This is a genomic window from Tissierella praeacuta DSM 18095, assembly GCF_900128955.1.
GTDB lineage: Bacteria > Bacillota > Clostridia > Tissierellales > Tissierellaceae > Tissierella > Tissierella praeacuta.
Map to the genome: position 1 here is coordinate 233,619 of NZ_FQTY01000002.1, position 22,806 is coordinate 256,424.

Below are 22,806 nucleotides of genomic sequence, written 5' to 3' on the forward strand. Positions count from 1 at the left end.
TTTTAGAATTCCATATAAAAATTGAGGTGTTCAAATGAAAAAGAAGTTTATATTATCATTTATATTATCACTAATATGTTTTACTTTAGTATTTAAACTATTTGGTGATAAAATTTTTTTAGGAAAGAATTCAATACCAGTTACAGATAATGTTCCTCAAAAAGAATTAGATTTAGGAGAAGATAATAAAATAGAGAAAAGAGTTGAAAATGAAATTCTTTTTTTAATGATGGGTGTAGATGCTAATGGGACAGGTGAATATAAAAATATTCGTACAGATACAATGATGTTATTTAAAGTCAATTTTCAGAATGGAGAAATAAATTTACTTTCTATACCTAGGGATACAAGGGTTCTTGTAAAAGGAAAGAAGGACAAAATAAATCATGCTCATTCCTATGGAGGACCAGAACTTACAATGAGAACTGTAAGGGATTTTCTTAATTTAGATATAGATTATTATGTAAAGGTAGATTATAATGCAGTAATGAAAATAGTAGATGCCATAGGTGGAGTAGAGATAGATGTACCTTTTGATATGAAATATAAAGATAATACTCCAGGTTATCCACCACTTAATATAAATATAAAAAAAGGATTAAGAGTACTAGATGGAAAGAATGCCCATGATTTTTTAAGATGGAGAAAAAATAATTCTAGAACAGTACAATATCCAGAAGGTGATGTAGGTAGAATTAAGGCTCAGCAAATGTTTATGAGAGAATTAATAAAGCAGACTTTGAAGCCTAAAAATATAATAAAGATACCTTTTCTTGTAGAAACATATATAAATAATGTGGAAACAAATATACCTACAAAGGAAATTCTTAAGGGAGCAAAGCTGGCAAGTAAAATAGATATAGATAGTATTAAAACAGATATAATCCCAGGAGGAGGAAAGACCATTAGGGGAACATCATATTTTATATATGATGAAGCTGAAACTGAAGAATTAGTAAGAAGTATATTTAAGGATTATTTACTTAATGAATAATTACATATTATATAAAGTAAATAACTGATAAAATTGGTCACCAATTTTATCAGTTATTTATTTTTAGGCTAAAATATTTTCGTTGTCCAGTTTTCACAATTCCAAATATCAGTTGCTACATCTCTATAAAAATCGGGTTCGTGAGATATAAGGAGGATACTTCCTTTATAAGCCTTTAATGCCCTTTTCAGTTCTTCCTTAGCATCAACATCTAAATGGTTAGTAGGCTCATCTAGTATAAGTATATTGGTTTCTTTGTTGATAAGCTTACAAAGTCTTACCTTTGCCTGTTCTCCACCAGATAAAATCATTACCTTAGATTCAATATGTTTAGTAGTCAATCCACATTTTGCTAGAGCTGCTCTAACTTCATATTGTGTATAACCTGGAAATTCCTGCCATATCTCATCTATACAAGAATTGTTGTTTTGAGTCTTGATTTCCTGCTGGAAATATCCTATTTGAAGATTATCTCCTAATTCAACACTACCTGATACGGATTTAATTTCACCAAGGATACTCTTTAATAAAGTAGTTTTACCTAAGCCATTAGCTCCAATTAGGGCTATTTTTTGACCTCGTTCCATTATTAGATTAAGAGGTTTTGATAAAGGTTCATCATAACCTATAACTAAATCTTTAGTTTCAAATATAAGTCTACCTGCAGTTTTGCCCTCTTTAAAATTAAACTCTGGTTTAGGTTTTTCACGAGCCAATTCTATTATTTCCATTTTATCTAGTTTTTTCTGTCTAGACATTGCCATATTTCTAGTTGAAACCCTAGCCTTGTTTCTAGCTACAAAATCTTCAAGTTCTGCGATTTCTTGTTGTTGTTTTTTATAGGCTGCTTCTAATTGAGCTTTTTTAGCTTCATATACTTTCTGGAAATTATCATAATCCCCTACATATCTGGTTAATTCCTTATCTTCCATATGATATATTAAGTTGATAACAGAATTTAGGAAAGGAATATCATGGGATATAAGGATAAAAGCGTTCTCATACTCTTGAAGATATCTTTTAAGCCATATAATATGTGGCTCATCTAAATAGTTAGTAGGCTCATCAAGTAGTAGTATATCTGGTTTTTCTAACAGTAATTTAGCAAGAAGTATTTTAGTTCTTTGTCCTCCTGATAAGTCATTTACATCTCTATCAAGACCAATATCATCAAGACCAAGACCCCTTGCTATATCTTCTACCTTTGCATCTATTATATAAAAATCATTATGGTCTAGTATATCTTGTATAGTACCTACCTCTTCTAATAAAACTGAAAGCTCATCTTCTGATACATCGCCCATTTTTAAATACATATCCTGCATTTCTTGTTCTAAATCAAATAAATATTTGAAGGCACCCTTCAGTACATCCCTAATGGTTTGACCTTTTTCTAATGTTGTATGTTGATCTAAATATCCAACTCTAACTCTTTTAGCCCATTCTATTTGACCTTCATCAGGCTCTAATTTTCCAGTTATTATATTCATAAAAGAAGATTTACCTTCTCCGTTAGCACCTATTAGACCCACATGTTCGCCTTTTAATAGTCTAAAGGACACATTTTTCAATATTTCTCTATCTCCAAAACCGTGACTTAAATTTGTTACAGTTAAAATGCTCATTTATATCTCCCTTCATTGATAGAATCATCTTTAAAGATTATATAAAAAAAACACTAGCAAGTCTAGTTTTTTATAAAGAAAAAGCCTTCTGTAAATTGATTTTGATAAAATTTACCTTAATATGTTTTTAATAGAAGTTTTTTTATAATTATGGGTATAATATTGTTAATAGCACAATGTTTTTCTTGCAATTAGTTAATATTATATGTATACTTAATAGGTTATAGATTAAGGAGGACGATTTTAAATACATGGAAAAATTAAGATTTGAAGAGATGAATTTATCAATAGAGGTACAAAAGGGAATTAGTGATATGGGATTCGAGGAAATGTCTCCTATTCAATCTCAAGCAATACCGGTAATATTAGAAGGTAGAGATATTATTGGGCAAGCACAGACGGGAACAGGTAAAACTGCTGCATTTGGTATTCCGATTATTGAAAAATGTAATCCAGATGAAAAGTATGTTCAAGCATTGGTTTTATGTCCAACTAGGGAGCTTTCAATACAGGTAGCTGAAGAGATCGGAAAACTTGCTAAATATAAAAAAGGCATATCAGTAATCCCTATATATGGAGGACAGCCAATAGATAGACAGATTAAAGCTTTGAAAAAAGGTGTTAATATTGTAATTGGTACACCTGGAAGAGTGTTAGACCATATAAGAAGAAAAACATTAAAAATTGACAATATTAGAATGATGGTGTTAGATGAAGCAGATGAAATGTTTGATATGGGTTTTAGAGATGATATTGCCCTTGTAATGAATGGTTTAAGTGAAGAAAGACAAACCATATTTTTCTCGGCAACTATGCCATCTGAAATTATGAAATTTGCTGCAAGCTATCAAGTAAACCCTGAGATTATTAAGGTTGTTCACAAGGAACTTACAGTGCCAAAGGTAGAGCAAGTTTATTTTGAACTAAAACAGCATATGAAAACTGAAATCTTATCTAGGCTTATAGATATGTACAATCCAAAATTGACTGTAGTATTTTGTAATACGAAGAAAAAGGTTGATGAATTAACAGAAGAATTACAAGGAAGAGGATATTTTGCAGATGGATTGCATGGAGATTTAAAACAAAATCAAAGAGATAATGTAATGAGTAAGTTTAGAAAGGGTACTATAGATATTTTAATAGCCACTGACGTGGCAGCAAGAGGTATAGATGTAGATGACGTAGATTTAGTTATTAACTATGATATGCCTCAAGATGAGGAGTACTATGTTCACAGAATAGGTAGAACTGCTAGAGCAGGTAGAGAAGGAAAAGCATTTAGTTTTGTAGCTGGAAGAGATATCTATAAGTTAAGGGATATACAAAGATATACTAAAACAAAAATTACGAGAATGGATTTACCAACTCTTAGAGATATAGAGACAAATTATACTACAATAATGCTTCAGAAAATAAAAGAAGAAATTGATAAAGAGGATTTAAGTAAGTATGAAAAGATTATAGAAACTTTACTTGAGGAAGATTATACCTCTTTTGATATAGCAGCTGCATTATTGAAATTCTATATGGCTGATAATAGATTAGAAGGACATGAAGAATTAGATATGGTAGATTTTGGAGGGAAATCTAAATCAGGTGGAAAATCCAAATCATTTAAACCTTCAGGCTCTTCAACAAGAATTCATATAAACATAGGTAAGAAAAAAGGTATAAGCCCAAGACATATACTAGCTGCTATAATACAAGAAACAGGAATAAGTAAAGGCTTGGTTGGAAATATAGATGTATATGATAAATTTACATTTGTAGAGGTATCAGGAGACTATGCCGAAGATATTTTAGAAAAATTAAATGGTGTAAGGATAAAAGGAACAAAGGTTAAAGTTGAAATAGCGAATCCTAAAAGGAAATAATATAGAACAAGTTAAAAAACTACTCTTTCTTAGTCTGAATTTTATTCAGTTACTAAGAAAGAGTAGTTTTTTTTAAGATAAATTAAAATTAGAAATACAAAAGTTGTTCAGATATTCTATTAATTATCTTTTTTAAAGATTTTAATGCATTTGTAAATGTCAACCATTTTCACATTAATATTTACACTAGGAGCCAAATATCTATTGAAAGATATTTTTTAATATGCTTTTTTATTCCATACTTTTATCTATTATTCAAATCTAGTTTTAAACTAATACTTCCATCTGAATGTTTTTTTATGTATTGTTCGTTTTCAAGTTGGTTTAAAGCTCTATATAGAGAAGCATGACTTATGGATAATTGATTAATAAGTTTAGATTTATTAAGTTTTATCCTATCTTCTTTATGTTTAATTTGTTGACATATAAAACATAATAATCTTTCTTTTGTATTAGATATAGCAAGCAACTCAATTTTACTGATCAAATAGCGTAAGCGACTGCTTATATAAACCATGAAGTTATTAAAAATAGTACAATCTAACTCAAAAAGCTTTAAAAGAGATTGTTGAGTTAGAAAAAGTATAGTACATTCACAATTTGTTTTAATAAAAGCAGGAAATACTTTATTTCCACTCCATGGACAACTAAGACCGATAATATCATTATTGCATAGTTGATTGATTATAATTTCATTACCACAATAAAGATTTGCATATACAGTGACTTTGCCTTTTAAGATAATTCCTATCTTTGAATTAGATTCAAAAGGAGTCCAAATAAGTTCTCCGCAACCATAAATTTTAGTAGCTGATTGAACACAATCAAGTAATTGTTGAATATATGCGGGTTCCAATCCTTTAAAAAGAACACAATTGTTAAGCAAGATATCATTTCCTTTCAAAATAATGATAATTTGTATCAAATGATATAGATTATCATTATCATTATCATTTATAATATACTAAAATAAATATAAAATCAAGGGGGATTTTCGTGCATTTAGTAATAATAGGAGGACCTACAGCAAGTGGTAAAACCGCTATTGCCTCAAGGCTAATTGAAAGCTTGAAGGAGAAGAACATAGAAATAAGTGTAGTGAAAATTGATTGTTTGACTACGCAAGATGAGGAAGTTTATAAAAAATTAGGAGTACATGCTATAAGTGGTCTTAGTCAAGATATTTGTCCGGATCATTTTTTAGCAACCAATTTTTTAGAGATTTTTAAATATGGTAAGCAAAATAATAGTGATGTTTTAATTATTGAAACAGCAGGTCTTTGTAATCGTTGTGCTCCTTTTTTAAATAATACACTTAATATATGTTTAGTTGATGCTTTTTCTAGTTTTCAAGCACCAAAAAAATTAGGACCTATGCTAACAACTGCGGATATTGTTGTGATTAATAAATGGGATATGATTTCTAGATGCGAAAAGGATGTGTTGAAATATAATATAAAACAATTAAACAGTAATGCAAATATTATAGAGATGAATGGTGTTAGTGGATATGGTAAGCAAGTATTAAGAAAGGAAGTTTTAAAATCTAATCAATTGGAGAATCTTGAAGGAAGTATGCTAAAACATCAAATGCCTTGTGCTACGTGTTCTTATTGTGCTGGAGAAACACGTATAGGAGCTGAATTTGAGCAGGGCATTGTGAATAAAATAAGTTATTAGGAGAAAAAAATGAGAAATTTTATTGAAATTAAAAAGGGTAAAAGTAAAAATAAAAAAGATGAAATATGGATAAAGCTAGATTTTGGACGAACTTATACAGTTGTAGGTAATACAGGTTCAGGAAAGAGTCAATTGATTGAAGATATAGCTTCTTTTAGCCAAGGAGATTCTATAACACAAAGGATAGTAAGTTCTAAGCATCCTATTAATTTAGAAAGTGCTATTGCTCATCTAAGTCAACATATGACTTTTGTAGCAGATTATTCTGTAAAAGAGTTTTTTGAAATTCGTTTCCAGTGTCAAAATAAACCTGCTAAATATTATAAAGAAGTTATAAAAATAGCAAATCAATTAACTGGTGATGGAATTAAAGAAAGTAACATTATGACAAAATTAAGTGGTGGACAAACTAGGGCATTAATGATTGCAGACATTATATTAAATAAGGAAGCATCAATTATTTTGATAGATGAAATAGAAAATGCAGGCATTAATAAGTCAAAAGCTATCCAAATGCTCCAAGCAAAAAATAAGTTAGTTATTATAATTACTCATAATCCAAGTTTAGCCCTTCTGGGAGAGTATCGTATTGTAATGAGGGATGGCGGAATGTATCAATGTCTAAAAAGGGAAACAGATGAAATCAAAGTTCTTAAAAGGCTACAGAGTTTAGAAGTAAGGTTAGAGCAAATTACTGAAAATATTAGAAAAGGAAAGATAATAGATGAAAGTTTATTGGAATAATATATGTTTAATTTCTAGGTTTGAAAAATCATATATAGAAGAAAAGTTGAAAGAATGTAATCTGGAAAAAGAGTTTCAATTTGAATTTTTTGGCTTAGGTAAAGAAACCGAATTGTTTACAAAAATACAGAGAGATATAAAAAATGATAGTTTACCAGATGTTATCATTTCAACGGATTTTGAAATATTTCGCAATAAGGAGGGGTTATTAAACAAACAGGATTTATTACAAGATTATAAGCCATGGGGATTTAGAAAAGAGCTAGTCCATGTTTCTTATCAAGAAAAGTTTCAGCCAATGTTATATATACCTATGGTTATGATTGCAAACAAGGAAAGGGTAGATAATATTCCCAAATCTATTAGAGAAATATTAGAAGATGATACTTATGAGGGGCAGATTAGTTTTGGAGGAATGTTAAATTCAGCGGGGAAAATACTTTTAGCAACTGTGGAATATTTATATGGGAAAGAAAAAAGTGAAAAGTTGTTACATTGGTCAAATACAACATCAATGCCCATAGGTGCTTTTAAAAATGTAGTAGATGGAAAAAGTAAAATAGGATTTGTTCCGACTATTTTTGCTATGAGGGATGGCATAGATAAAATAGAAATTATATGGCCTAAGGAAGGTGCCATAGTTATACCATCATTTGTAATAATAAAAAAGGAAGCCAACAAAGATAAATTGTATCAACTATTTAATAGAATAATCAATACAGAGTTTATTGAACAAATAAGTAGACAAACAGGAGTTATTCCTTGCATAAAGGATACTCATACTATAAGGAAGTTCCAAAAATATGAAAAACAAATAGTTTATCCTTCATGGCAATTTATAAGAGAACAACAAGAGAAAGGAAGAGATCAGTAGTGATAAAAATAGCTATTTATGGTAAAGGCGGTATTGGTAAATCAACGACTACATCTAATTTAACGGTAGCACTTATTGAACAGGGGTATAAGGTGATGCAAATTGGTTGTGATCCTAAGGCAGATTCGACAAAAAATTTACTAGAAGGTAAAGAAATCAAAACAGTGCTTGATACGATTAAAGAAAAGGGAAACAATATAGCATTAGAAGATTTGGTAGTGGAAGGATATAAAGGGGCATTGTGTGTAGAAGCTGGTGGGCCTACTCCGGGAATTGGTTGTGCAGGTAGAGGAATCATTACAGCTTTTGAAAAGCTAGAAGAACTTAATGCGTATGAAGTATATAAGCCAGACATTGTAATTTATGATGTGCTGGGGGATGTTGTATGCGGTGGTTTTGCAATGCCTATTAGAGGTGGATATGCAGATTATGTATTTATTGTATCTTCAGGTGAAATGATGGCTCTTTATGCGGCAAGTAATATTGTGAGAGCAATTAAAAACTTTGGGAATAGAGGATATGCAAAGTTAGGGGGAGTGATTTTAAATGCTAGGAATATAGAAAATGAGGATGAAATTGTAAATAAGGCAGTTTCAGAAATGGACACAGTCGTAATCAAAAAAATTCCCCGTGATGGGTATGTTCAAAGGGCAGAAGTACAGGGAAAAACAGTTGTTCAAGCTTTCCCCCAATCGGATATTGCAAAACATTATAGAGAACTTGCTGTAAAAATGATGGAGGCGGTTAAAGATGAATCAGAAGCTATGTAATCAGGATACTGTCCATTATTGTTCTCCAGCTCATGGAGGATGGGGTATTGTAAGAGTAGGAATGTTGGTTCCAGAAAGTTATCAGCTTTTTGTATGTCCCTTTGCATGTGGTAGGCATGGAGCTTTGGGAGCATTACAACAAGGAACTAAAGACCGAATTTCATATTTATTTATAGATGAAGCGGATATTGTTTCAGGAAGTTATGAAAATCTCATAGAAGAGAGTATTGGTCAAGTATTAGAAGCTATTGAGTATGCACCAAAGGTTATTTTTATAGGCGTAAGTTGCTTAGATGATTTACTAGGTACAGACCATACTTCTTTATTGGAGCGTTTGAAAGAAAGATATCATATAGACTTTCAAGTTTTACATATGAATCCTATTACTATTGGTTCAAAGAATCCGCCTCCAGTGTGTATTCAGAGGAATATGTATGCATTAATTAAAGGTGAAGCTAAATCTAATGGGATTTTAAATTTTATTGGTAACTTTATACCTGTAGCACCAGAGTGTGAATTGTTTGACATATTAAATCAACTAGGTATTCAAAAGACAAAGCATATTAGTCAGTTTACAAGCTATGAAGATTTTCAAACTATGGGAGAGAGTCAATACAATATGGTTTTAAGACCAGAGGGTTTATTAGCAGCTAAGGATATGGAAGAAAACAATAAAATAGAGTTTTGTTTTACACCTGTAAGTTATGAAATAGAAACAATTAAAGAGTATTATCAACTACTTAGACTTATGATAAATCCAAATATAAATATAGATTTAAGTTCTTATGAATCTAGTGCTTTGAACAAGATAAATAAAACAAAAGAGTTAGTAGGAGATACACCTATTTCAGTTGATACTTCTTCTGTATGCAAACCATATAATCTAACAAAGGCATTAATAAATTATGGATTTAATGTAGTTACTATTTATGCAGATGAGTTGCCTAAGCATGAAGAAAATTCTTATCATTGGCTTTTGGGCAATGCACCACATTTGAATATTTATCCTGCACAGCATCATTTGATGATAAAGAGAGAAAAAATAAAAGATTCTAGTGAAATAGCTATTGGTTATAATGCAGGATATATGTCAGGGACAGATAAAGTAGTTGATTTAGTATATGATGAGACCATGTTTGGATTTCATGGAATATGTCAGCTTATGGATAAGATAGAAGAAGCATATTTAAATCCTAAAGATTTAAAAAGGATGATTGAGAACTATGGACTGGTGGTGTAAAAATGAATAAATTATGTATAAAACTGCCCCCTTTAGCCCCAGATTATTCTGGAGTATGTTCGGCTTTGTATGAATTTGAAGGAATGAGTATTATTCATGATGCATCTGGATGTACAGGTAATTATACAGGGTATGATGAGCCAAGGTGGTATGAAAATCAGAGACTTGTTTTTTGTTCAGGGCTTAGAGAAATCGATGCTATCTTAGGAAATGATGAAAAACTTGTTAATAAAGTAAAAAAAGCAGCAGAAGATTTAAAGCCTAAATTTATAGCGGTATTAGGAAGTCCAGTCCCAATGATTATAGGTAGTGACTTAATAGGGATAGCAAAAGAAATAGAAAATGAAACTAAAATACTAACAATAGGTTTTAATACTAAAGGCTTACAATATTATGATATAGGTATTCAGAAGGCTTATATGGAAATTGCTAAAAGATTTTTAAAAGAAAAAAAAGAAACCATTAATAAAAGTGTTAATTTATTAGGGGCTACACCTTTAGACTTCTCTATTAATTCCAATGTACAAGATTTAAAGCAATTTTTTATATCCAATGGATATAGTATTAACGCTTGTTGGAGTATGGGATGTAGCTTTGAAGAAATAAAAAATACAACAAAAGCTGAAATAAACGTAGTTGTATCAGTAAGTGGTTTAGAATTGGCAAGATACTTAAAGAAAAAATTCGACATGCCATATATAGTAGGTCTACCAGTAGGAGAAACAGGTGAAATGAAACTTTTGAATCTTTTAAAAGGTAATCAGCCAATGAAATTTTTTAATATGTATACAAATAAACAGAAAGTTTTAATTATAGGTGAACAGGTACTAAGCAACAGTTTAAGAGAGCTATTGCAGCAAGAATATAATCAAGAAACTATAGATGTAGCAACCTTTTTTATGTTAGACAAAGAAATTGCTCAAAAAAATGATATTTTTATTGAGAATGAAATGCATTTAATAAAATTATTGGGACAACAGAAATATACCACCATTATAGGGGATCCTTTAATTAAGGGCTTATTATCTAATGATAATGTGAAATATATAGAATTACCTCATGTTGCCGTTTCAAGTAAAATTTGCTTTAATAAAAATTCAGAAGTTATATCAAATAAAGTATATAGATTATTTAAGGAAGAGGAGGAGATAATATGAAAAAACTTAAGAATATATTTGCTATAATATTGAGCTTGTGCATGATTATGAGTATTTTTGTAGGATGTGAAAATAAGAAAATAGATTCAACTATGGATGAAAATCAGACAACTCAAGTAAAGCAGGGAAAAGATGATAAGGTAGAAGGAAGGGTAATTACTGATCAGGTGGGGCATGAAATTGTTTTACCTGATAAAATAGATAGAGTAGTTATCAGTTCATTATGGCCATTGCCATCTGTGTACTGTTTATTTCAAGGTTCAGCAGAAAAGTTAGTGGGAATACATCCAGCATCTAAAAGTGCGGCAGTATATTCTTTATTGCCTAAAATTGCTCCGGAAATAAAAGATGTAGAAACAAGCTTTATTCAAAATGGAGAAATGAATGTAGAAGAATTATTAAAATTAAAACCAGATATTGTATTGGGTTCAAATGCAGCGGAATATGAAATGGTTACAAAGGCAAACATACCATATGTTCAATTTGTTGCTAATCCTAAAGGAGATGGAAATGCTATTGAATCTGTAGGAGCGTGGCTTAAATTATTAGGTCAAATATTTGATAAAGAAGACAGAGCAGAAACAATTATGAATGAAGGATATGAAGTATTAGAACAAGTACAAACCGTTGTCAATGAGATTAAAGAAGATGAAAAAGTAAGAGCCCTTATAATTTTTAAATATGGTGAAGGTAAGCTAATGGTGGCAGGCAAAGGTCACTTCGGTGATTTTTGGTTAAATCAAACAGGAGCCATTAATTTAGCAGAAGAAATAGAAGGCATTAAAGAAGTGAATATGGAACAAATATATACTTGGAATCCAGATAAAATATATTTAACAAACTTTACTAGCTACATGCCAGAAGATTTTTATAATAATATTATTGAAGGACATGATTGGAGTGGTGTAAAAGCAGTGCAAGACAAAGAAGTTTATAAAATCCCATTAGGTATGTATAGATGGTATCCACCATCATCAGATACGCCACTAATGCTTAAATGGCTTGCACAAAAAAATTATCCAAAATTATTTGAGGATATGGACATATATGAAGAAGTAAGAAAATATTATAATGAGTTTTATGAGATGGATCTTGATATTAAAGAAATAGAAAAAATCTTTATGCCTAGTAGAGAAGCAGCTAAAGGAGTTTAAAAATGGGGAAAGGAAACATAAAAAGGCGTTTAAGGGTATTTCTAATATTGATGCCGATAGTAGTAGGGTTTGTTGCTCTATGTATAGGTAGATATATGGTAGAACCTAAACAAGTAATAGATGTGTTGACTAATCAATTTCTAGGATTTCCAGAAATAGTGGAGGATATTGATTTATCAGTTGTATGGAAAATTAGATTACCTAGAATTTTCCTATCTATGTTGGTAGGTATGGGACTTGCAGTATCGGGTGCTGCTTTTCAAGGGTTATTTAGTAACCCTCTAGCAACACCTGATACTTTAGGTGTTGCTGCAGGGGCTGCATTTGGTGCGGCCTTAGGTTTATTGTTAACATCTAATATGTTTCTTGTTCAAATTATTGCACTTATATTTGGAATTATTGCAGTAGGGTTAACCCATGCCATTAGTAAGATAAAAGGTATAAGTACAAATTTAATGATAGTACTTGCAGGGATGGTAACATCTGCGTTTTTTCAAGCATTGATTTCTCTTATTAAATATGTAGCAGATCCAGAAACTAAGTTGCCAGCGATTACTTACTGGTTAATGGGAAGTATGTCAAGTATATCATTTAATGCATTGATGACAGGTGCCCCTTTTATATTAGTTGGTGTAACCATATTATATATTTTAAGATGGAAACTAAACATATTAGCACTTAGTGAGGATGAAGCTAAAACTATGGGAATCAATGTTACCTATTTAAGAGGATTGGTAATTGTTGCATCAACACTTATAACAGCTTCTACAGTATCTATGTGTGGACAAGTTGGTTGGGTTGGTTTATTAATTCCACATACTGCAAGAATGTTAGTAGGTAGCAACAATCAAAAAGTTATTCCCGTAAGTATTGGTTTAGGTTCAACATATATGATTATTATAGATACATTAGCGAGAAGTGCTATAGCAGCTGAAATTCCACTATCTATACTTACTGCATTAATAGGAGCACCTTTTTTTGCATACTTACTGCGTAAAACTGGAGGCGGATGGAGATGATTTTTGAGGTAAGAAATGGATGTTATGGATATCTAGAACAGGAAACTATATTAAATGATATTAATTTTACAATTAAAGATGGGGAAGTATTAGCTATTTTAGGTTCTAATGGGATAGGTAAGACAACTTTACTAAAGTGTATGATGGGACTTTTAAAATGGAAAAGTGGTACAACTCTTATAGATGGAAGGAGTATATTTGATTTAACTATTAAGCAGATATGGCAAAATATTGGATATGTGCCACAAGCTAAAACAACTGTTTTACCATATACCGCCAAGGAAATGATTTTGCTAGGTCGTTCAGCCCATATTAACTTATGGGAACAGCCTAAAAAAGAAGATTTAGAAATAGTTGATGAAGTAATAGAAATAGTAGGTATTCAAAAGTTGAGAGATAAAAGTTGTACTAGAATGAGTGGTGGAGAATTACAAATGGTTCTTATAGCAAGAGCACTTGCTTCAAAGCCTAAAATGTTAGTCATGGATGAACCAGAATCTAATCTGGATTTTAAAAACCAATTAATTATTTTAGAAATTATTAAAAAATTATCAAAGATCCATAATATATCTTGTGTTCTTAATACACATTATCCAGAACATGCGTTAAGAGTAGCAGATAAATCCCTAATATTGTGTAAAAATGGGAAAAAACATTATGGAGAAACTAGAAAAGTAATTAATGAGAAAAATATGCAAGAAGCATTTGAGGTAGAGGTTATATTGGAAAAAGTTAAAATAGAAAACAATACTTTTTCATATATATTTCCTATTAAATTTAGTGATGAAGTTAGTTTTTAAGGATGACAAGGGGACTGATGTTAGTATATAGGTATGGACACAAAATAAGGTTTCATATATACTAATAAACGAATATGAAAACTAAATCTTATCTAGGCTTATAGATATGTACAATCCAAAATTGACTGTAGTATTTTGTAATACGAAGAAAAAGTTTGATGAATTAACATAAGAGTTACAAGGAAGAGGATATTTTAATAGCCACTGAAGTGGCAGCAAGAGGTATAGATGTAGATGACGTATATTTAGTTATTAACTATGATATGTCTCAAGATGAGGAGTACTATGTTCACAGGTTAAAAAACTACTCTTTTTTAGTCTGAATTTTATTCAGTTACTAAGAAAGAGTAGTTTTTTTAAAGATAAATTAAAATTAGAAATACAAAAGTTGTTCAGATATTCTATTAATTATCTTCTTTAAAGATTTTAATGCATTTAGTAATCTTATTAATATTTTGTAAAGACATATTATCAAGTTCAAAAAAAAGTTTTTCCATGGCCTCCTTTTTTTCAAAAAAATTATCTGAAGTCTGTTCTTTAGCCTGGGAGGGATTTTTTAAATGTTCGTTTACAAATAAAAACCGAATATTAGAAGTACCTATAAGATAATCTATAGAAACAGAAAAAAGTTGGGAGATTTTGATAAGAAGTTGAACATCATTTGGAAATCGTGTGCCGTTTTCATAATTACTAACAGATTGTCTACTAATATTTAACTTCTTAGCCAATTCGCCTTGGGTTAGAAAGTTTTCTTCCCTAAGAAGCCTTAACCTCTCGGAAAAAGTCATAAAATCACCTCATAAATATGGTAACATAAAAACATTCCTGCTAATAGTAGGACACAAAAAGAGTGATAATGCATACTAATGTCAAATACTGTTGCAAAATGGAATTAATTATGTTAAAATTCAAATAAATAAGATTAAAATCCAAAATATGGTTATAAGAAATTTAAAGTTTTTTAAATTTTAATAATAATGCTATTTAACATTAATATTTACTTACTTTAAGAAAATTATTTTAAAGAATTATTTAATATATACTTGTTAGGTATGATAATTCTATTAATTTTTAGGGTTAGGATTTTAGGACTAATGTGCCAATATACCTATTTAGTTTAATTGTCAGTTATAGTATAATAAAGTATATAATTGACAAAATTAAAGGGGTTATAGATAGTTAAATTTAGGGGGGAATATGAAAATGTTTATGAGTGATAATAACTCCGGAGTTCACCCAGATATAATTGAAGCAATAATAAATGTTAATAATGGTCATGATTACTCCTATGGCAATGATATTACAACAAAGAAAGCCATTGAAAAGATTAGAGAATTATTGGGAGTGGAAGCAGATATATACTTTGTAACTACTGGTACAGCTGCAAATGTTATTGGACTTAGTGGATTATTAAAGCCTTATGAAGCAGTGGTATGTGCCAATACTGCTCATATAAATGTAGATGAATGTGGAGCCCTAGAGAAATTTAGTGGCTCAAAAATATTGCAGATATCAACTGAAAATGGAAAGATATCTAAGGAAGAGGTAATAGGTTTTCTTCACCCTTTAGGAGATGAGCATCAATCTCAGCCTAGGATAATTTCCATATCTCAAACTACTGAAACTGGTACCTTGTATTCAATAAAAGAAATTAAAGATTTAGCTAATTTTGCTCATAAAAATAATATGTTGCTGCATGTAGATGGAGCAAGAATAGCTAATGCAGTTGTAGCCCTAAATACTACCTTTAAAGAGATGATTACAGATACAGGGGTAGATTTATTGTCCTTTGGAGGAACAAAGAATGGTATGATGATAGGAGAAGCCATAGTTTCATTAAATAAGGATTTAAGTAAAGGATTTAAATTTTATAGAAAACAAGGAATGCAGCTATTGTCTAAAATGAGATTTGTATCTGCACAATTTGTCGCTTATTTAAGTAATGAATTATGGAAAGAAAATGCATCCAATGCAAATAATATGGGTAAGTATTTTGCAGATAGATTATTAGAAATTCCGGGAGTTACTTTAAAGTCTAAACCAGAGACTAATATGCTCTTTGTATATATGAAAAAGGATTTGATAAATTCATTACAAAAAGAATTTGATTTTTACTTAATAGATGAAGAAACAAATTTAATTAGATTGGTTACATCATTTGATACTAGTAAGGATGATATAGATAATTTTATTGAATTCATAAAAAATATACGAGAAATTGAATAGACAGGTCAGCATGAACCAATGAATAAGGGGGGTGATGATTATTATATTCAGAGCTAAGAAAAATATAAAAGTATTGTTAATGATATTAGCGTTGGTTTTCACTCATATTTTATTTATAAATATCAGAAACAGTTATTCTATAGATAATTTAAAAACTATTAAATTTGCAGGAGATTATAATCATCCACCCTATGAATATATTGATGAGAATGGAACTTATAAGGGATATAATATTGATATAATAAAAGCAATTGCTAATGAAATGGGGTTAGATATTGAAATTATACCAATGGAATGGAATGATGCAATATTAGCCTTAGATAATAAAGAGGTTGAAGGTATTATAGGAATATCCCAAAACCAAGAAAGATTATCAAAATATAAATTCACTTCACCAACAATTATTAATGAGCAGGTAATTTTTGTAGGTAAGGACATTGTACATATAAATGAACTAAATGATTTAAAGGGATTAAAAGTAGCATATCAAAGAAATGATTACAATGAATCTCTGATTTTTAAAATACCTAATGTTTTACAATTTCCTAAAGGTACTCAGGAGGAAGCATTAATCAGTTTAAAAAATGGAGAAGTAGATGCCGTACTGGGAAATAAATTAGTTGGAATATATCATTTACAGAAGAATAAGATGACAGAAGCAGTTAAAGTAGTGGGAGAGCCTATTTCTACGGTAAAATATGGGCTAGCTGTTGGTAGAGATAATGAAGAACTTTTCAGGGTATTAGAGAAGGGTTTGGAAACTATTAAGAAAAATAAAAGATATGATAGAATTTATAGGAAATGGTTTGGTGAAGATATATCTTCAATAATGTTATTATATAATATTTATGGGAAGCAAACCATATTTATAGGAGTAGTTGTAGGTTTAATATTTTTATTTTTATATTTTTATAATAAAAAGCTTCAAAAAGAAGTGCTAAAAAGAACTTGCGAATTAGAGATGGCAAATGAAGAACTCATAATACATCAGAAAGAAATATATAATTTAGCTTATTATGATTCAGTTACATCTCTTCCTAATAGGATATATTTTATAGAAGAGTTAAACAATGTATTTGAAACAATCCATAAAAAAAAGAACTTATTTGCAGTATTACTCTTGGACTTAGATAAATTTAAACATATTAATGATACACTAGGACACAATATTGGAGATCATGTATTAAAGCTTTTGGGAACAAGGCTTTGTAATCTAGTAAAAGAAGAGGATATAGTAGCTAGAATAGGTGGGGATGAGTATTTCATACTTATGAAGAATCTTAATAAGGATGATGATGTAATAAATATGGTTGATGCTATAATAAAGGATTTTAAAAAGCCATATAGAATTAAGGATTATGAGCTATATTTAACTACAAGTATTGGCATAGCATTATATCCTGATGGAGGATTAGACTCTGAATCTATGATTAAAAATGCTGATCTTGCCTTATATAAGGCTAAAGAATTAGGAGGAAACTCTTATTATTTTTATGGGAAGGAAATTCAATCTAAGGGTCTTGAGAGAATGATGCTCTTAAATCAGTTAAGGCAGGCTGTGGAAAATAACCAATTAGTATTACATTATCAACCTCAAATAGACATAGCAACAGGTGAAATTACAGGATTAGAAGCTTTAGTAAGATGGAATCATCCAGATAAGGGGTTATTATATCCAGATAAATTTATTCCATTAGCAGAAGAAACGGGATTGATAATTCAAATAGGAGGATGGATATTAAAGGAGGCCTTAAATCAAGGAAAGGAATGGATTGATTTAGGTTATGATATAATGGTATCTGTGAATATTTCAGCTAAGCAGTTTCAACGTAAGGAATTTATTGATGAATTAATAAAAATATTAAAGGAAACGGGATTAAACCCTAAAAATCTAACATTAGAGATAACAGAAACTACTGCTATATCAGATATTTCTTATACTTCGAAAGTGTTAGATACCTTAAAAGCCCTTGGTATAGCAGTTGCTATAGATGATTTTGGCACAGGTTATTCTAGTCTCAATTATTTAAACCAAATGAGTGTATCCGAGCTTAAAATAGATAGGTCATTTATTTGGGATATTGAAAAAAATGAAAAAAACAAGATGATTTCAAATACTATAATAGTTTTAGCAAAACAATTAGGATTAAAGGTAACTGCTGAAGGAGTAGAGAATACAGAGCAACTTCATATATTAAAAGAAATGAAATGTGATACAGCACAGGGATATTATTTTAGCAAGCCAGTATCAAAGGAGAAAATATATAAAATGATAAATGAAAAAAGCCCTATATAGGGCTTTTATTTATATCCTAGAGGTGCTTGATGGAACATATTCACATCACCGTGGGTAGTAAAGCTTATTCTACTAATAAAACTATTTGAATTCTTATCAAATCTATATTCTGTAAGTTTTAGATTAGCTGTACCCGATTGAATTGTAGTTATTACAAAGTTTTTATCTTCAAAATATGCATAAAAACTAATTCCTCCTAATTGTACATAGTCCTCAAAGAGTACATAGTCCTTATCTGTATCTTTCACCACTAAAATCCAGTTTTGACCATCATCCCATGCAATTTCCCCTTTATATCTTTCAGCAACTGTATATAATTCGATAGATTCTTCTGTTCCATCCTCATCAAAGTCAACATTCATAGAATCAAGTAAAGTTAAATCGCTATAATCGACTTTATCAGTAGGCTCAATGGTAATATTTTCTGATTCCATATAATTTGAAACAACATGTCCTATAAAGGGTTTAACATCTATTGATTTCACTATATTATCTTGATTAAATGCTACCATATAATATTCATTTATGGTTAAGCTAGATACAAGGTTTTTATCAACTACTTCTAATTTTAAACTATCTTCATTTGTTGTAATAGTAATATAGTTTTTCCCATTTTCAGTATTTATTTCACTTAAGTAGCCTGAATCTATAGACAGCTTATCTTCTGCCGAATTTTCCTTGGGAGTACAGCCAAAGGGTATACTTATTACTATTATAAATACTGAGATTAATAGAGATTTTTTAATGAGATTTCTCATATTATCACCATCCTTTTCTATTAATAAGGTAACATAATTCTAATTTCTTTACAAGGAATATAGAATTACAAATTGATTACAATAATAAATAATAGTTTCACGTAATCTAATTAATAATATTAAAATAGGGTATTAATAAAAATAAATCTAATTGTCCTCAAAAATTGAAATATATTATTAAATTTTGACTTAGGTCAAAGTAAATAATATAAATTTTATTTACAATAAGATTACAAATAATAACATAGGAGGTAATGAAATGATAACAAAAACTTATCAATTAGAAACATTAACTTGTCCAAATTGCGTGGCTAAGATTGAAGGAATGATGAAGAAAACCAAAGGTATATCTGAAGGAGAAGTATTATTTAATACTTCTAGAGTAAGGATAAATTTTGATGAAGATATATTGAGTTCAGAAGACATAATTGCAAAAATTGAAAAATTGGGTTTTGATGTTCTATGTGAAAAATAACAAATAAATTTGAGAGGAAGAGTATTAAGGTGAAACTAAGAAAGACTCAGAGAGTTTGGATCTCAGGTATATTAGTAGTAATAGGGTTTATACTTAAAAATACTATAGGGCAACAAACCATAACATCAGCAGTCATGATTATTGCAGCCATAATTGCAGGTACTCCCATAATTAAAAATGCCATATCTGCTGCAAGATACTGGATAATAGGAATAGATGCCTTAGTATCCATAGCAGTTATAGGTGCAATATTTATAGGAGAATATTGGGAAGCAGCAGCCGTTACATTTTTATTTATGCTAGGTGATTATTTAGAATCTAGAACTATAGAAAAGACAAGATCTTCAATTAAGGCCTTATTGGACTTAGCTCCAGATACAGCTAGGGTCATAAGAGATGGAGTAGAAAAATTAGTATTACCTGATGAAGTAATTAAAGGAGAAAAGATAATTGTAAAACCTGGAGAGAAAATTTCAGTAGATGGTATTGTTATAGAAGGCTCTTCCTATGTAAATCAATCAGCTATAACAGGAGAGTCAATACCTATCAATAGGAATATTAATGATAATGTTTTTTCAGGAACAATAATAGAATCAGGTTATTTGATAATAGAAGCAACTAGAGTAGGTGACGATACGACCTTTGCCAGAATACTTCAAATGGTAGAAGAAGCACAGGATAAAAAAGCAAAGACTCAAAAATTTCTTGAGAGATTTTCAAGATACTATACTCCAGCAATAATTGTATTAGCCATAGGATTTTATTTATTTACAAAAGATTTAGTATTAGCTCTTACTTTACTGGTCATTGCCTGTCCGGGAGCCTTAGTTATTTCAACTCCTGTATCTATTGTAGCAGGCATAGGAAATGGGGCTAAGCATGGAGTCCTTATTAAAGGTGGAGAAATAATGGAGAACTTGGGGAAAATTAAGGTCTTAGCCTTTGATAAAACAGGAACATTGACTATTGGAAAACCAATGGTAACATATATAAAGACCTATAATATAAATGAAAGAGATCTTCTAAAAATAGCTGCAATAGGGGAAGCATATTCAGAGCATCCATTAGCAAAAGCAATTGTTGCTAGGGCAGAAAAAGATTTAGGAAGGATTAAAGATATTCCTGAAGAATCGGAGATAGTAACTGGACAAGGAATTAAGACTAAAATAGAAGGTAGAACGATTTTAATAGGAAATAGAAAACTATTTTTAGAAAATAAGGTGAATATTAGCGAAGATATAGAAATGTATTTACAATCAGAAGAGGACAAAGGACAGACGGCTATAATAATTGGAGATAAAGAAAGAATATTAGGGGTTATATCCATTGCTGATATTGTAAGAGAAGATGCTAAAAATCTAATATCCAATTTAAAAAAATTAGGTGTAGACAAAATAGTAATGCTTACTGGTGATAATAATAGGGCTGCTAAGGCAATAGCTACAGAAGTAGGATTGGATGATTTCTATGCTGAACTTCTTCCTGAAGATAAGGTTAGGGTGTTGAAGGAATTGCAAGAAGAATATGGAGTAGCAGCTATGGTAGGAGATGGAGTAAATGATGCACCAGCCTTAGCTTCTGCAGATTTGGGGATTGCCATAGGTGGAGCAGGGACAGATGTAGCTATGGAAACAGCAGATGTAGTGTTAATGTCTGATGAGATAAAGAAATTGTCCCATGCCATAGGATTAAGTCGTGCCACAGTAAATAATATGAAACAAAATATTTATTTTGCCATAGGTGTAGCAGTATTGCTATTAGCAGGAGTATTGATTAAAACAGTTAATTTATCTTTTGGAATGTTAATACATGAATTATCTGTTCTATTGGTTGTAATTAATGCAGTTAGACTTTTAGGTTATGGAGATAGGGGTAAATCAAAGAAGATGGTTGCTTGAGGAGATGGTTAAATGGATTGTAACTGTTTTAATAGAGAAGGAAAAGGTTGTATAGAGATAGTTCCAATCTTTAGTAATCTAAGTTATGAAGAAATGATGGAAGTAGCTAAAGTAACAAGAGAGAAAATTTTTGAAAAAGGTGAAAAGCTTTATGTAATCCACTCTGGAAAAGTAAAAATAACTAGATTTACGGATACTGGTAAAGAACAAGTAATCAGAGTATTAGGAACTGGAGATTTTATGGGGGAACTGTCCCTCTTTAGTCCATTACCATTGACTGATAATGGAGAAGCATTATCTAGAACAATAGCGTGTATAATAGATGGGAAGAAGTTAAAGGATTTAATGAAAAAATATCCAGTCATAGCATTCAAGATAATGGAGGAGTTAAGTCAACGACTTGAGAAGGCGGAGAATTTAATTGAGAATATAAGTTTATATGGGGTAGAAAGAAGATTGGCTCTCACATTGATTAATATGGCAAATGAAAAGAGAGAGGTAAATTTAAGAATGAGTAAAAAAGACTTTTCATCTCATTTAGGAATGAGCCAAGAAACTTTAAGTAGAAAGCTAACATCATTTCAAAATATGGGAATTATAAAGTTAATAGGTCATAGAAGAATAATTTTATTGGATATAGAAGCTTTAAGAGAGATAGGATAAGATAAGGTTCCCCTCCAATCTTAATTTAATTAATAACCTATAACTATAAATATTTCTTTTCTAATATCTCTAACAAATTAATATATTTTTCTTGAATACCAGTATCCGTAGCTAATTCTTCTGCTTTTTTACATTTATCCTCAAGGAAGGATTTACTATTATTGCTTAACATGTTTCCAGCAAATTTATATAGGGGAGTATTTTCTTCTTTACCATAATGATGTTTATCAGCATAATTTCTTACGAAATCAATGACTATATGAAAATCAGTTATATCATATTTGGGATTAGTCATAAGATTATAGCAAAGTTTCCTAATTACCCTTATTTCCATAAAAAAATAACAAGTTAATAATAGTTTATAATGGAAAGGGGTAAGTATAATTTAAGATTAAATAAAAAGCTAATTAAGCAGAGAAATTATAGTATATAATTTGGAATGCAGTTTTATAAATATATTCCGGAAAGACGGAAAATAAGATAGAAAACAGGAAAAAGGATTAATGAATTTAAAATATGTCAAGCTAAATAGTAGCAATAAGCTATTTATTTACTT

22 protein-coding genes are annotated in these 22,806 nt (G+C 30.1%); 17 read left to right on the forward strand and 5 right to left on the reverse strand.

Annotated features, from left to right (window positions below; translation table 11 throughout):
* Window positions 1–34 precede the first annotated feature (34 nt).
* On the forward strand, window positions 35–994 hold the full coding sequence (locus tag BUB33_RS03785; protein WP_072973303.1) for an LCP family protein: 960 nt from the start codon (window positions 35–37) through the stop codon (window positions 992–994).
* A 68-nt stretch (window positions 995–1,062) separates the two neighbouring features.
* Here BUB33_RS03785 and BUB33_RS03790 read toward each other — a convergent pair whose 3' ends face one another.
* Entirely contained in the window at window positions 1,063–2,619 is a 1,557-nt protein-coding gene (locus BUB33_RS03790) for an ABC-F family ATP-binding cassette domain-containing protein (RefSeq protein ID WP_072973305.1), read from the reverse strand.
* 251 nt (window positions 2,620–2,870) lie between these two features.
* Between BUB33_RS03790 and BUB33_RS03795 the strand changes: the two genes are divergently transcribed.
* Window positions 2,871–4,496 (forward strand): DEAD/DEAH box helicase, encoded by a 1,626-nt coding sequence (locus BUB33_RS03795; RefSeq protein ID WP_072973307.1) that lies wholly within the window; start codon window positions 2,871–2,873, stop codon window positions 4,494–4,496.
* A gap of 244 nt (window positions 4,497–4,740) precedes the next feature.
* On the opposite strand, the gene BUB33_RS03800 is transcribed toward BUB33_RS03795, so the two are convergent.
* Window positions 4,741–5,382 carry a Crp/Fnr family transcriptional regulator gene (locus tag BUB33_RS03800; RefSeq protein WP_072973309.1) on the reverse strand — a complete coding sequence of 214 codons (642 nt, stop codon included), beginning with the start codon at window positions 5,380–5,382 and terminating at the stop codon, window positions 4,741–4,743.
* 110 nt (window positions 5,383–5,492) lie between these two features.
* Between BUB33_RS03800 and BUB33_RS03805 the strand changes: the two genes are divergently transcribed.
* The 10 genes from BUB33_RS03805 (at window position 5,493) to BUB33_RS16260 (ending at window position 14,257) form a co-directional block, all read left to right on the forward strand.
* Window positions 5,493–6,176: a GTP-binding protein gene (locus BUB33_RS03805; RefSeq protein ID WP_072973311.1), complete on the forward strand. Its 684-nt coding sequence runs from the start codon at window positions 5,493–5,495 to the stop codon at window positions 6,174–6,176.
* A gap of 9 nt (window positions 6,177–6,185) precedes the next feature.
* Window positions 6,186–6,920, forward strand: coding sequence for an ATP-binding cassette domain-containing protein (locus tag BUB33_RS03810; protein ID WP_072973317.1), 735 nt, complete (start codon window positions 6,186–6,188; stop codon window positions 6,918–6,920).
* On the forward strand, window positions 6,901–7,794 hold the full coding sequence (locus BUB33_RS03815; protein WP_072973318.1) for an ABC transporter substrate-binding protein: 894 nt from the start codon (window positions 6,901–6,903) through the stop codon (window positions 7,792–7,794). Before BUB33_RS03810 ends, BUB33_RS03815 begins: the two co-directional genes overlap by 20 nt.
* On the forward strand, window positions 7,749–8,564 hold the full coding sequence (locus BUB33_RS03820; RefSeq protein ID WP_234949976.1) for a nucleotide-binding protein: 816 nt from the start codon (window positions 7,749–7,751) through the stop codon (window positions 8,562–8,564). Before BUB33_RS03815 ends, BUB33_RS03820 begins: the two co-directional genes overlap by 46 nt.
* The gene (locus BUB33_RS03825; protein ID WP_072973320.1) at window positions 8,545–9,804 is read left to right on the forward strand and encodes a nitrogenase component 1; all 1,260 of its coding nucleotides are present in this window, start codon (window positions 8,545–8,547) and stop codon (window positions 9,802–9,804) included. The genes BUB33_RS03820 and BUB33_RS03825 overlap by 20 nt, the downstream gene beginning before the upstream one ends.
* Window positions 9,805–9,806: 2 nt before the next feature.
* Window positions 9,807–10,961, forward strand: a complete 1,155-nt coding sequence (locus tag BUB33_RS03830) for a nitrogenase component 1 (protein WP_072973322.1) — start codon at window positions 9,807–9,809, stop codon at window positions 10,959–10,961.
* Window positions 10,958–12,115 (forward strand): ABC transporter substrate-binding protein, encoded by a 1,158-nt coding sequence (locus BUB33_RS03835; protein ID WP_084725137.1) that lies wholly within the window; start codon window positions 10,958–10,960, stop codon window positions 12,113–12,115. Before BUB33_RS03830 ends, BUB33_RS03835 begins: the two co-directional genes overlap by 4 nt.
* Before the next feature lie 2 nt (window positions 12,116–12,117).
* Window positions 12,118–13,134: a FecCD family ABC transporter permease gene (locus BUB33_RS03840; protein WP_072973324.1), complete on the forward strand. Its 1,017-nt coding sequence runs from the start codon at window positions 12,118–12,120 to the stop codon at window positions 13,132–13,134.
* Window positions 13,131–13,934 carry an ABC transporter ATP-binding protein gene (locus tag BUB33_RS03845; RefSeq protein ID WP_072973326.1) on the forward strand — a complete coding sequence of 268 codons (804 nt, stop codon included), beginning with the start codon at window positions 13,131–13,133 and terminating at the stop codon, window positions 13,932–13,934. The genes BUB33_RS03840 and BUB33_RS03845 overlap by 4 nt, the downstream gene beginning before the upstream one ends.
* Before the next feature lie 209 nt (window positions 13,935–14,143).
* On the forward strand, window positions 14,144–14,257 hold the full coding sequence (locus BUB33_RS16260; protein WP_279432562.1) for a helicase-related protein: 114 nt from the start codon (window positions 14,144–14,146) through the stop codon (window positions 14,255–14,257).
* 81 nt (window positions 14,258–14,338) lie between these two features.
* Here the strand turns inward: BUB33_RS16260 and BUB33_RS03855 are convergent, their stop codons facing one another.
* A complete protein-coding gene (locus tag BUB33_RS03855; protein ID WP_072973328.1) occupies window positions 14,339–14,722 on the reverse strand; it encodes a helix-turn-helix domain-containing protein in 384 nt (127 codons plus the stop codon).
* Window positions 14,723–15,131: 409 nt separating this feature from the next.
* Between BUB33_RS03855 and BUB33_RS03860 the strand changes: the two genes are divergently transcribed.
* Window positions 15,132–16,160, forward strand: coding sequence for a threonine aldolase family protein (locus BUB33_RS03860; RefSeq protein ID WP_072973330.1), 1,029 nt, complete (start codon window positions 15,132–15,134; stop codon window positions 16,158–16,160).
* A gap of 34 nt (window positions 16,161–16,194) precedes the next feature.
* Window positions 16,195–18,456: an EAL domain-containing protein gene (locus BUB33_RS03865; RefSeq protein ID WP_072973332.1), complete on the forward strand. Its 2,262-nt coding sequence runs from the start codon at window positions 16,195–16,197 to the stop codon at window positions 18,454–18,456.
* A 5-nt stretch (window positions 18,457–18,461) separates the two neighbouring features.
* On the opposite strand, the gene BUB33_RS03870 is transcribed toward BUB33_RS03865, so the two are convergent.
* The gene (locus BUB33_RS03870; protein WP_072973334.1) at window positions 18,462–19,214 is read right to left on the reverse strand and encodes a hypothetical protein; all 753 of its coding nucleotides are present in this window, start codon (window positions 19,212–19,214) and stop codon (window positions 18,462–18,464) included.
* 259 nt (window positions 19,215–19,473) lie between these two features.
* Here BUB33_RS03870 and BUB33_RS03875 point away from each other — a divergent pair, with 259 nt between their 5' ends.
* The 3 genes from BUB33_RS03875 to BUB33_RS03885 are packed head-to-tail and all read left to right on the forward strand — an operon-like array spanning window position 19,474 to window position 22,250.
* Complete coding sequence (locus BUB33_RS03875) at window positions 19,474–19,689, forward strand: heavy-metal-associated domain-containing protein (protein WP_072973336.1); 216 nt, start codon at window positions 19,474–19,476, stop codon at window positions 19,687–19,689.
* A 29-nt stretch (window positions 19,690–19,718) separates the two neighbouring features.
* The gene (locus BUB33_RS03880; RefSeq protein ID WP_084725139.1) at window positions 19,719–21,587 is read left to right on the forward strand and encodes a heavy metal translocating P-type ATPase; all 1,869 of its coding nucleotides are present in this window, start codon (window positions 19,719–19,721) and stop codon (window positions 21,585–21,587) included.
* Window positions 21,588–21,599: 12 nt separating this feature from the next.
* Complete coding sequence (locus tag BUB33_RS03885; RefSeq protein ID WP_072973339.1) at window positions 21,600–22,250, forward strand: Crp/Fnr family transcriptional regulator; 651 nt, start codon at window positions 21,600–21,602, stop codon at window positions 22,248–22,250.
* A gap of 43 nt (window positions 22,251–22,293) precedes the next feature.
* Here BUB33_RS03885 and BUB33_RS03890 read toward each other — a convergent pair whose 3' ends face one another.
* Entirely contained in the window at window positions 22,294–22,545 is a 252-nt protein-coding gene (locus tag BUB33_RS03890) for a hypothetical protein (RefSeq protein WP_072973341.1), read from the reverse strand.
* Window positions 22,546–22,806 lie beyond the last annotated feature (261 nt).

Coding starts and splice junctions, on each gene's coding strand:
- BUB33_RS03840 (WP_072973324.1), top strand. CDS start 12,118: ATGGGGAAAGGAAACATAAAAAGGCGTTTAAGGGTATTTCTAATATTG.
- BUB33_RS03815 (WP_072973318.1), top strand. CDS start 6,901: ATGAAAGTTTATTGGAATAATATATGTTTAATTTCTAGGTTTGAAAAA.
- BUB33_RS03845 (WP_072973326.1), top strand. CDS start 13,131: ATGATTTTTGAGGTAAGAAATGGATGTTATGGATATCTAGAACAGGAA.
- BUB33_RS03810 (WP_072973317.1), top strand. CDS start 6,186: ATGAGAAATTTTATTGAAATTAAAAAGGGTAAAAGTAAAAATAAAAAA.
- BUB33_RS03820 (WP_234949976.1), top strand. CDS start 7,749: ATGGCAATTTATAAGAGAACAACAAGAGAAAGGAAGAGATCAGTAGTG.
- BUB33_RS03890 (WP_072973341.1), bottom strand. CDS start 22,545: ATGACTAATCCCAAATATGATATAACTGATTTTCATATAGTCATTGAT.
- BUB33_RS03830 (WP_072973322.1), top strand. CDS start 9,807: ATGAATAAATTATGTATAAAACTGCCCCCTTTAGCCCCAGATTATTCT.
- BUB33_RS03870 (WP_072973334.1), bottom strand. CDS start 19,214: ATGAGAAATCTCATTAAAAAATCTCTATTAATCTCAGTATTTATAATA.
- BUB33_RS03795 (WP_072973307.1), top strand. CDS start 2,871: ATGGAAAAATTAAGATTTGAAGAGATGAATTTATCAATAGAGGTACAA.
- BUB33_RS03875 (WP_072973336.1), top strand. CDS start 19,474: ATGATAACAAAAACTTATCAATTAGAAACATTAACTTGTCCAAATTGC.
- BUB33_RS03860 (WP_072973330.1), top strand. CDS start 15,132: ATGAAAATGTTTATGAGTGATAATAACTCCGGAGTTCACCCAGATATA.
- BUB33_RS03785 (WP_072973303.1), top strand. CDS start 35: ATGAAAAAGAAGTTTATATTATCATTTATATTATCACTAATATGTTTT.
- BUB33_RS03825 (WP_072973320.1), top strand. CDS start 8,545: ATGAATCAGAAGCTATGTAATCAGGATACTGTCCATTATTGTTCTCCA.
- BUB33_RS03855 (WP_072973328.1), bottom strand. CDS start 14,722: ATGACTTTTTCCGAGAGGTTAAGGCTTCTTAGGGAAGAAAACTTTCTA.
- BUB33_RS03835 (WP_084725137.1), top strand. CDS start 10,958: ATGAAAAAACTTAAGAATATATTTGCTATAATATTGAGCTTGTGCATG.
- BUB33_RS03790 (WP_072973305.1), bottom strand. CDS start 2,619: ATGAGCATTTTAACTGTAACAAATTTAAGTCACGGTTTTGGAGATAGA.
- BUB33_RS03865 (WP_072973332.1), top strand. CDS start 16,195: ATGATTATTATATTCAGAGCTAAGAAAAATATAAAAGTATTGTTAATG.
- BUB33_RS03885 (WP_072973339.1), top strand. CDS start 21,600: ATGGATTGTAACTGTTTTAATAGAGAAGGAAAAGGTTGTATAGAGATA.